Raw genomic sequence first — 10,027 nt, forward strand, 5'->3', positions numbered from 1 at the left:
ACAGTATGGACAATAGTCTGTCTCCGTGGTCTTTGCTCTGCGAAAGCTCAATGGCATTTATCTCTCTGATGTCCATTGCACGATACTTGAACTGTAAACACTCAAGGTCGAGCCCCTTGCCCATTTTTAACTCCTTGTCACCAACATAGAGCAACAACTGTTTGGGCACTTTTTTGTAGGTGTGGTATATCATGCAGAAATAAAAGTGCATCCGCCACTCCATATCGTTGTCATTTGATGATTGCAACTCTATGTGCAACAAGGAAGCATCCGGAAGTTCAATCAACAGGTCCGGTTGTCTGTACTCCACAGAAGGCAACTGAACATCAAGAAACTTCACAACCTCAAAACCGGTGAGTATCTTAAAAAAGCGTCTGGGCAACTCCTTAAGTATCGCCTTTAACGTAACATCATAGTACTGTGCCATTATACCTCCCGTTTCTGACCTGATTAATATCGTTGATTTATTATAGCAGACCCCTAATAAAGATTCCAAGTATCCTCTTTATATTTCATGGTAATTATACTTTAAGGCAAGAAAGAAGGAGGGCGGCTCCGCTTCTTGGCGCTCCAGGGGGTGAGGCACCCCTGCCATAAAAGTCGCACCTGGCCATCCTCAGACCTCCCCTGCAAGGAGGCCAGCCCCCTTGACCCCGTAAATGACTGGTTTGATATGAACAGTGTATCTTAATTTTACCATGCTTTTTTAAGAAGATACTTATGTTATACTTGGATCACGGGCGTTAGTTTTTTATGGAAACGGCTATTGACGTTATTGGTTTGAGGGCCTACTATGGCAGCAGGGAGGTTTTAAGGAACCTCACCTTTGGCATTCCGTCCCTGATGACCACGGTGATAATTGGTGGCAGCGGCTGCGGTAAAACCACCCTGTTAAAGCACCTGATCGGACTGTTAAAACCCGCCATGGGGACAATAAACATTAACAACAAAGACATTACTAAGATGGACGATAACGCCTTGATTGAATTTAAGAAGAAGATGGGAGTTCTGTTTCAGGGGGCCGCCCTGCTTAACTCCATGTCGTTGGGCGATAACGTTGCCCTTCCGCTGCGGGAACACACGCAGTTAAAGCAGCCAATCATAGACATCATTGTACGCATGAAACTCGACCTGGTGGGACTTACTGGGTTTGGAGGCTATTATCCGGCAGAACTCTCCGGCGGGATGAAAAAACGTGCAGGGATCGCCAGGGCCATGGCAATGGACCCCGAACTGCTCTTCTTCGACGAGCCATCAGCCGGATTAGACCCTGTCACTGCAGCCGGTCTGGACGAGCTGATCATAAAACTCCACAGCACCTTCAAACTGACCCTCGTTGTGGTCACGCATGAGCTGGCAAGTATCTTCACAATTGCCGACTATGTCATAATGCTCGACGCCGGAGATATCGTATTCACAGGCTCTATCGATGAACTCAGGGCATCCTCAAATCCAAAGGTACAGGCATTTCTCCAGCGAAGGGCAGAGGAGGAACCCTATCGCCCCGAGGACTACTTCAAGATTATAGCAGGCAGTTGACTTTTATCAGAGTTTTAACAGGAGGTTGTCGATCAACCGCGTAGTTCCGATCTTAACTGCTACGGCTATGAGTACGGTGCCTCTTCCGTTTGTTCCCGTAGTGGCCTCTAATAGTTCAACAAGGCTCTCGGGGTCATAGACGGAGGCATACTGTACCTCACTGACGGAGCTGATTGCCTGTAGCAGTTCCTTGAGCCTCCGGGATGCCTTGCTCAGGTGTAGCGTGGCTGTCTTGAGGGCGACCTCAACGTCCTTCATAGCCTTGTATATCAAGGCTGCATCGGCACGCTCCTCCGGGGTCAGATACACGTTACGCGAACTCATCGCAAGACCGTCCTTTTCCCTTACCGTTGGACATGACACCACCTGAACATCCATATTGAGGTCGCAGACCATCCTGCTGATGACGACACACTGCTGATAGTCCTTCTGACCAAAATACGCACGCCTTGGCCTTACAATGTTAAAGAGCTTGGCCACCACCGTCGTTACACCGGTAAAGTGAGTCGGGCGAAACTTGCCACATAGCCTGTCGGTTATCTCCGTCACGCTAACCGTCGTGCAAAAACCACCCGGATACATCTCAGGGATACCGGGCATAAAGAGGACATCCACCTCCTCTTTTAACAGCACTGCCCAATCTGCCGCATAATCCCTGGGATAGTTGTCAAAGTCCTCACCGGCGCCAAACTGCCTCGGATTGACAAATATGCTTACGACAACGGCATCGTTTTCCTGCCTGGCTCGCCGTATAAGGCTCACGTGACCCTCATGCAGTGCCCCCATTGTTGGCACAAGGCCAATGCGTTTGCCATCTGCACGGTACTTGCTTGACGTCTCCTGCATTATCGAACTTGTGCGTATCATTTCTAATGGCATATTGATTCTATTTATCCTTTGAGTCTTTTTGTTGAAACCCTATCTTTTCCTGTTTGCCCACAATGACAAGATGGTAGTTGATATCATCGAGGTATTTACCCGCAACGCGCCTGACGTCCTCCTTCGTTACCGCCCTGATGTAGTCCAGGTATTTCTTGTCATAGTCCAGGCCGAGTCTATAGAACTCCACCTGTGACAGGAAATGGGCTATCTTGTCCATGGTATCGAGCTTACGCGGAAAACTGCCCGTCAAATACGCCTTTGCGTCGCTTAGTTCCTCCTCTGTGACGTAGTCGGTCTTTATTGTTTTTATCTGCTTTAGTATTTCGGTAACGGCCGTGTTTGCAAACTCGCTCTTTGTCTGTATGATGGCCTGAAAGTCCCCGCTGTATTTATATGAGGCAAAGTGACTGCGTACATCGTAGGCCAACCCCATGTCATCCCTCAGGGTCTTAACCATGCGTGAGGAGAACCCCCCGCCTCCGAGGATGTAGTTCATGACCATCACGGCATAGAAGTCTATGTTGTCCCTGGCGATCCCCTCATGACCAAGTATGATGTTTGCCTGTGTGAGGTCCATGTCGATGAGATTGACCTTGACGCTATGACCACTATACGATATCGGTGCATGGGGATGACTGACCTCACCCACTTGCCACTTTGACAGGTGCTTGTCAATCAGCCCTGTTATCTTGTCATATGTAACATCCCCCACGGCCGTGAGGATCGATGCTGAGGCAACGTAGTGCCCCTTGTGGAAGTTCACCAGGTCTTGTACACCGATGGAATCAACGCTCTGTATATCGCCTTCGGTTGGACGGCCATATGGAAACTGTCCGTAGACGTCCTTTAAGAATGCCCTGCTTGCCACAAACGCCGGAGACTCCTCACTCTGCTTGATGGCACCCTTTACGATCTCCTTTTTGGCCCTCAACTCGCCATCGGAAAACAACGGATTCAACAGGCAATCGGCAAGTATCTCAAACCCCTTGTCAAGGTCCTTCTTCAGCACCGAAAGTGAAATAACCGTAAAATCCGTATTCACGGACGCCTCCAACGAGGCTCCCATAAACTCGATCTCTTCCTGTATCTCCTTGGAACTCTTGCTCTTTGTACCCTCCAACAGCATTTCGGCGGTCAGGTTTGCCAGTCCCGCCTTGTCCGATGACTCATCGAGCTTTGATGCCCTCACGAGCAGGTTTATCTTTACAATTGGCAGGTTGGTTCTCTCCATATGCAGCAACGTCAATCCATTCATCAAGACCTCCCGTCTTACATCCAGTGCATGTGCAGTCAGAGGAAACACAATCAGCAATATTGCAACAAAAAACACCCTTATGCGCATGTGCATGTTCATTGTATCATCGCCTCCAATCTTTTCACCGTTTACTCCGGTATCAGGGTACCGATGGTGCTGTTGTTTATGGTTAGATATGTTGCGGTCACCCTTGTTACGTCTTCTGCCGTTACGGCCCGAATCTCCTCCAGGTACCTGTCCTTGAGCCTCCAGTTGCCGAGCATTTCGTACATGCCCAGGAGTTCGCCCTGAAAGTAGATGGAGTCCTGTCCCATGATAAATGAGGCCTCTATCTGGTTCTTGGCCTTCTGTATCTCCCGTTGGGTGGGTGGCGTTGTCTTTAGCCTTTCGATTTCGTGCAGTATGGCGCCCTCAAGGGCATCCGTGTTGTCCCCCTTGCCGCCCATTACCGAACCGCCAAAGTACATCAGATAGGGGTCTGAGTGAAACCCGCTGTAGAAGACAAAGGCATTGAGGGCAACCTTTTGGTTCTTTACAAGCTCCTGGTAGAGTCTGCCACTCTTGCCCGAAAGCAACGCCGACAGCACATCCAGGGCATAGCTGTCCTTATGGGGGATGGAGGGGACGTGGTAGGCCATCAGCAGATAGGGTAGTTGAGCAGGTTTTCTCAGGACAATGCGTTTGGGTTGGGTCTGTGCAGGCTCTTTGGGGATTTGTACTGCCGCCGTGTGTTTGGCGGGTATGGAGCCAAAGTTGGCCTTGATCAACCGGAGCGTCTCTGTGGGATTGATGTCTCCGGTGACGATTATAACGGCATTGTTGGGGCTGTAGTAGGTATTGTAGTGTTGCCGCAGGTCCTCCACGGTGAAGGATGCTATGTCATCCATCCAGCCGATGACGGGATTGCGGTATGGGTGTGTGGAGATGGCCTTTTCCGTCAGTTGTTCAAAGAGCAGGTTCTGGGGGTTGTCTTCCGTTCTCAGGCGTCTTTCTTCCATGACGACCTGTTTTTCTGATTTTACGTCCTCCTCGTTTAAGAGCAGGTTTGCCATCCTGTCGGCCTCAAGCTCCACGGACAACCCAATCCTGTCCGATACGAGCGTTTGGTAGTACATGGTATAGTTGCGCGTTGTAAAGGCATTGTCTACGCCGCCGTTTTTCTGGACCAGGTTTGAAAACACCTTGGAACCGTAGCGTTTGGTACCCTTAAACATCATGTGTTCGAGCATGTGACTAAGGCCGGTCTTGCCTGACTGTTCATCTATCGAACCGACCTTGTACCATATCTGAAACGTGGCAATGGGCACCTTGTGGTCCTCGACCATGAGCACCTTCAGACCGTTGTCAAGGAAGTACTCCTTTGGGATGAGTTCAACGCCGTGTTCAAGTCCCGGCTGCCGGGCTTCAGTTATCGGTCCCTTGTAGACAAGTGCAGCCTGCGGAGCTCCGGACTTTGTGGCCGGAGTCGCACACGAACACAACACGGCGGCTGATAACACGACTATTACGCTTACTGGTACCCTTATCATCACCCGTTTGGGCAAATGTAAAAGGTTGTGCAAAAGTGTTAAACCCGATACATCGATTGTCTTATTCAACGCCTTCCTCCTTGTGTGTATCCAGGGCGTCGGTGTTGAGAAACTCTACCTTCACCTTTGATACCCGTTTGTTGACCATCTCAAGGACGGTTAATCTCATATGGTCGAGGCTTATAGTCTCCCCGCCCTGTGGTATTTTCTGCAATGTTGTGACGATAAACCCTCCCAGGGTGTCGTACTGCGGAGACTCCGGCAATTCCATTGCATGGTCTTCCTTGAGGTCTCTGATGTTTATGGAGGCATACACTATGTATACGCCGTTGCCTATGGAGATAACGGGTCTTTCCGTGTCGTGTTCGTCCCTGATTTCGCCAACTATCTCCTCGAGCAGGTCTTCGATTGTGACGATGCCCGTGACCATACCGTGTTCATTGACGACAATGGCCATGTGGTTGCGTTTTTTTTGCATGTCGCTTAAGAGGTGACTGATCATCATTGTCTCCGGGATGAAAAACGGCGCCCTGAGCAGTTTGCGCATGTTGACCTCCTTGTGTTGAGCCAGATATATAAAGACGTCCTTTGCATGTAGGATGCCCTTGATGTTATTGATTTCGGCGCTGAAGACGGGATAGCGCGAGTACTTTTCCTCGGAGATAAGCAGCAGGTTTCTCTCCAGGGGGTCATCAATGGAGATGGCCACCACCTGTCCGATGGGCACCATGACCTCCTTGACGGATATATCGGTGAACTCAAAGACGCTGTGGATCAGCTCCTGCTCGGTGGACTCAAAGATACCTCTGTCCTTGCCCTCCAGTATGAGGAGCTTTATCTCCTCCTGGGAGACGAACCCCCTGCCGGTAAAGGCCTTTATTCCAAGTGGTCTGAGAATGATATTTGCGCTGCCAGTCAGGGAATTTATCAGCACAGAAGCCCATTTCGAAGACGCATACATCAGCCTCGATATGGCCAACGCAACGCGCTCGGGATTGAGCAGCACCAGGGACTTGGGTATCAACTCACCCCAGAGTAAATGCACGTAAGACACCACAACCAGGACAATCAGGATACTCAAAGGACCACTAAAAATGGCAAGATATTCCACAGGCGCTTCCGATATCACCGGCCTCACCACCTCAATGGCAAAGGCGCCGCCCAGGACACACGCCATGGCAAGCCCCATGGTAGTGCCTATTTTGATGGTTGCAAGAAACCTCTCCGGATTCTTTTTAAGCATCATCAGGGCCTCTGCCTCTGCCCTGCCGGCCCTCTGAAGTGTATCTATCAGCGTCTTCCTGGCCGTTACCACTGCTATCTCAGCGCCGGCAAAGAAACCGCTCATCAGGATAAACACAAATATCAAGATAAGATATATCCACATACCGTTAAGCTAACTTACACCTGTTGTTGCCAAGACATCAATTGCATATTAAGTAAGCGAGCATAAGTAACTATAACAAGCAAGGAAGGGGTCAAGGGGGCTGGCCCCCTTGCGGGGTGGGTCTGAGGGAGGGGCGGAGGGAGTGAGGCACGATTTTCCCGCAGCGGGTCGCACCCGCCCCTGCTACAAACCGCCTCCCTTCTTTCTTTTCTTAAGGGTAAACTATTGTTATACATGTCTATACTCTCTTGCTTAGTATATCAGAGCACGCATCATTTGCACAACTGCTGTTTGTGTGCATGGCTGTTATGTTCATAAATCAAGGTGGCAGTTTTATGCAATAACCAATCTGGAGAGGTCACAGTCGGATGCTTTTATGTCTTCCTTGCCGTGATCACAAAGCTCTTAAACACCACCGACCAGCACCATGACACGGAGAGTATTTGCAAGCCATTGTCTGCCAGGATGGCGATTACGTCGCTTGATTTCCTTGGTCTGACAACCTGTCTGTTCACCAACATGTCATGCACCCTGGCCGTGATGCCGGTGAAGAGGTTTGTCCCTTCCATGTCTGACAGTATCAGCAGGGTTCCGGGGGAGAGGGTTTTGGTCAGCCTGATGACAAAGGAGTCTTGCATGGGGGCGGCTATGTGGTGCAGGACGTCAACCATGGTTACGACGTCGTAGTTGGCTATGTCCTGTGGGGGGAACACATCGTCAGAGTGCATCACCCTAAGCTCCGGGATTGCGATACTCACGCCTGCGGAGGCCGCCACTGCCTCTTTGGAGAGGTCATAGCCGTGTGCCAGTGTCACGGCCTTGAGCTTTATTGCAAGGTACAACAGCGCCCCCGTGCCACAGCCAATGTCAAAGAGCCTTGCCCCATACGGGACGTTATCCAGCACCAAATGAAATGACCCGATGATGTGTCTGTTGGCCACCTTGGTGCGATACATCAGCGGCATGGACCGGGAGTACTCATGCAGAAAATGCCCCAGTTGGTTCCTCTGTAACGGCTGTGTCTTCATTGCGGCTTTGTCAGGGCGATGAACATCCGTGCATTTAACCAGCCAAGCAGGGGTTTGGCGTACCGGTGGTTTATGACGTCCGATATTGCCAGAGACAGGCTCTGCTGCGGGCCAATGAGCATACCGTTATATTCAATCCTCTCCACGGTGAAGTAAGGTGCAAACAGACGCCTGTAGGCCCCCTTTGTCCCCAGCGGCAGAACTCCCCTTTCGTTGGGGTCAAGCATGCACATGACATAGACAAGCGGGTTGAGCTTGTTTGGCTCAAACACTATGACGCGGCCAGCGGGTGTAAGGACACGGTGTACCTCCTTGAGGGACTCCCGGACATTTTCCATGTGGTGAATCACGTCAAGCATCACCACCACGTCAAATCTGTGGTTTTCAAATGGCAGGCGCTCACAGCTCTCCTGTAATATTTCCGTGTTAGCCAGGTTGAACTTCTCTGCGATCTCCATGCTTTTTGCTACAAACGATGGCGTTATGTCTATCCCCACCAGCTTTGCACACAGCCCGGAGAGTATGGGCAGAAATCCTCCGCTGCCGCATCCGACATCCAGCACAACGTCCGTCGGCCTGATGTAGGTGGCGACATTAGGCGTGAAGTGTCTCCTGACCGATTCCTTGGTACTAATCAGCGCACCGTCAAAGCGAGCCTCCGCACCCCACAGACCACGCCTTATGCGTCCGGCTATGAGGTCGTCATAGAATTTCGTTGTCTTGTCGCTCGTTGGTGCTTTAAACAACTTTGGCATGATAGTCTGATATTGTACAACATCACCAGAGCTAAATCAAGGTGTTAATTACCTACCCACAGGGCAATGGCATTTAAACGAAAGAGATAAAGAAAGGGGCGGCTCCCCCCCATTCAGAACCCCCTGCAAGGGGACCAGTCCCCTTGACCCCATAAAAATACCGTGTGTTTTGTATTTAATCCAATCGAAATCTGCTATAAACATAACCGTATCGCCTACCCCTCTCTATTTCAGAAAAAGAGGGAAGAGTTTGTCATTCTCTTCTCCCTTTTCATTTCTTTTTTGATGCAACCGCTTCAATTGATAGTATAACTGACTTTATTACTCATTTTCTCTGTCGGCCCGTCCACTGCCCACCATGTATATGTTCCTGGGGGCTTATTTGTTGGTGCATTATAAGGAATAGAAAAGGTTCCGTTGCTATCAATTGGCTGAGTCGCAGTGGGGTATTCAGTTCCGTCAGACTTACTGAAATGCAATGTTGCAGTGCTATTAGCTGTAAAACCTGTCCCCCATTGTTTAAAGGCGGTGCCTGGAGGTCCTGACATCGGAGACTGCGCTATGACCGGACTTACAGTAATAGTATAACTGACTGAATTACTTTTTTTATCTGTTGGCCCATCTACTGCCCACCATGTATATGTTCCTGGGGCCTTACTTGTTGGTGCATTATAAGGAATAGAAAAGGTTCCGTTGCTATCGATTGATTGAGTTGCAGTGGGGTATTCAGTTCCGTCAGGCTTACTGAAATGCAATGTTGCAGTGCTATTAGCTGTAAAACCTGTCCCCCATTGTTTAAAGGCGGTGCCTGGAGGTCCTGACATCGGAGACTGCGCTATGACCGGACTTTTGGAGTTCTTCTCAACAGATTTCCGAAAGTCTATTGTTACCTGTTGTCCGAGTGTAGGTTTTACAAAAACTAACTTAGCAACTTTTTTACCTTTATATTCAAATGTTAATAGATATGTACCAGACTCAAAAGCCCCATAAGCTCTATTGAACTTAAAATCAGTAATTACTGTAGGTGCTTTAAGGGTTGTGTAATACTGATAATCGCTGCTACAACTACTCAATTGATACATCTTTATTACAGCCCCATTAAGTGGAGAAGTAGTGAATATATCCAACCAGTCTAACTTTATCTTAAATGTTAACCGTGGTGGCATACAAAGTCCAAACAGAGAAGTATAGTGTTCTTTTATTTCTCTGTAAGTCTGTAATACCGTTTTATCTTTTAAAAATACGGAACCACCAAATATCCAAACAGAAATATATGGTCGTTTAAAAATAAATAAATATGTAGCGAGAAGTCTTTCATTTTCATCATCATACGAAGCAAGTTCATTGCGAAAATTAATCCATTCGTCTATTTCCTTAAACCAGCCTATAACTCTAATGGCATTAGCTTGATCTGTTGTTATATAATCGCTAAATAGTTCTGTAACACAACTTTCTGATGTTACATCCAAACATGCTACACTTGAAACATTGTCTTGTGAAAATGATACCTGTACAAAACCAAATATTACTATCGCTAATGTTAAAACTATACTTTCGCACTTTTTTATAAACCAGCATTTTATGCAGTTCTTGAAAATGGATTCCCGTTTTCACGGGAATGACAGTAAGTGGCGATTTTGGCTGTTATATGT

The 10,027-nt window shown here is 48.7% G+C and carries 8 protein-coding genes and 1 pseudogene; 1 reads left to right on the forward strand and 8 read right to left on the reverse strand.

Annotated features, from left to right (window positions below; genetic code table 11):
* Nucleotides 1-427, reverse strand: a pseudogene (locus HWQ67_RS07445) (hypothetical protein); the annotation flags it as partial.
* A 326-nt stretch (nucleotides 428-753) separates the two neighbouring features.
* Here HWQ67_RS07445 and HWQ67_RS07450 point away from each other — a divergent pair.
* Complete coding sequence (locus HWQ67_RS07450; RefSeq protein WP_218252054.1) at nucleotides 754-1,539, forward strand: ABC transporter ATP-binding protein; 786 nt, start codon at nucleotides 754-756, stop codon at nucleotides 1,537-1,539.
* 6 nt (nucleotides 1,540-1,545) lie between these two features.
* Here HWQ67_RS07450 and panC read toward each other — a convergent pair whose 3' ends face one another.
* The 7 genes from panC to HWQ67_RS07485 all read right to left on the reverse strand — a co-directional run bounded on the left by panC (nucleotide 1,546) and on the right by HWQ67_RS07485 (nucleotide 9,844).
* Complete coding sequence (gene panC / locus HWQ67_RS07455) at nucleotides 1,546-2,418, reverse strand: pantoate--beta-alanine ligase (protein WP_255317165.1); 873 nt, start codon at nucleotides 2,416-2,418, stop codon at nucleotides 1,546-1,548.
* Between the two features lie 7 nt (nucleotides 2,419-2,425).
* The gene (locus tag HWQ67_RS07460) at nucleotides 2,426-3,775 is read right to left on the reverse strand and encodes a M16 family metallopeptidase (RefSeq protein ID WP_218252055.1); all 1,350 of its coding nucleotides are present in this window, start codon (nucleotides 3,773-3,775) and stop codon (nucleotides 2,426-2,428) included.
* A 29-nt stretch (nucleotides 3,776-3,804) separates the two neighbouring features.
* Nucleotides 3,805-5,274 carry a M16 family metallopeptidase gene (locus HWQ67_RS07465; protein ID WP_218252056.1) on the reverse strand — a complete coding sequence of 490 codons (1,470 nt, stop codon included), beginning with the start codon at nucleotides 5,272-5,274 and terminating at the stop codon, nucleotides 3,805-3,807.
* Nucleotides 5,267-6,565, reverse strand: a complete 1,299-nt coding sequence (locus HWQ67_RS07470) for a hemolysin family protein (protein WP_320414554.1) — start codon at nucleotides 6,563-6,565, stop codon at nucleotides 5,267-5,269. The genes HWQ67_RS07465 and HWQ67_RS07470 overlap by 8 nt, the downstream gene beginning before the upstream one ends.
* Before the next feature lie 401 nt (nucleotides 6,566-6,966).
* A complete protein-coding gene (locus HWQ67_RS07475; protein ID WP_218252058.1) occupies nucleotides 6,967-7,620 on the reverse strand; it encodes a class I SAM-dependent methyltransferase in 654 nt (217 codons plus the stop codon).
* Nucleotides 7,617-8,375, reverse strand: a complete 759-nt coding sequence (locus tag HWQ67_RS07480) for a class I SAM-dependent methyltransferase (protein ID WP_218252059.1) — start codon at nucleotides 8,373-8,375, stop codon at nucleotides 7,617-7,619. The genes HWQ67_RS07475 and HWQ67_RS07480 overlap by 4 nt, the downstream gene beginning before the upstream one ends.
* 296 nt (nucleotides 8,376-8,671) lie before the next feature.
* Nucleotides 8,672-9,844, reverse strand: a complete 1,173-nt coding sequence (locus tag HWQ67_RS07485) for a hypothetical protein (RefSeq protein WP_218252060.1) — start codon at nucleotides 9,842-9,844, stop codon at nucleotides 8,672-8,674.
* Nucleotides 9,845-10,027: the final 183 nt, after the last annotated feature.

The sequence above is a fragment of the Candidatus Magnetobacterium casense genome (genome assembly GCF_019173545.1).
GTDB lineage: Bacteria > Nitrospirota > Thermodesulfovibrionia > Thermodesulfovibrionales > Magnetobacteriaceae > Magnetobacterium > Magnetobacterium cryptolimnobacter.

Bases quoted from the DNA above. Each gene is read 5' to 3' on its own strand.
- HWQ67_RS07450 (WP_218252054.1), top strand. From the start codon at position 754: ATGGAAACGGCTATTGACGTTATTGGTTTGAGGGCCTACTATGGCAGC.
- HWQ67_RS07480 (WP_218252059.1), bottom strand. From the start codon at position 8,375: ATGCCAAAGTTGTTTAAAGCACCAACGAGCGACAAGACAACGAAATTC.
- HWQ67_RS07460 (WP_218252055.1), bottom strand. From the start codon at position 3,775: ATGAACATGCACATGCGCATAAGGGTGTTTTTTGTTGCAATATTGCTG.
- panC (WP_255317165.1), bottom strand. From the start codon at position 2,418: ATGCCATTAGAAATGATACGCACAAGTTCGATAATGCAGGAGACGTCA.
- HWQ67_RS07475 (WP_218252058.1), bottom strand. From the start codon at position 7,620: ATGAAGACACAGCCGTTACAGAGGAACCAACTGGGGCATTTTCTGCAT.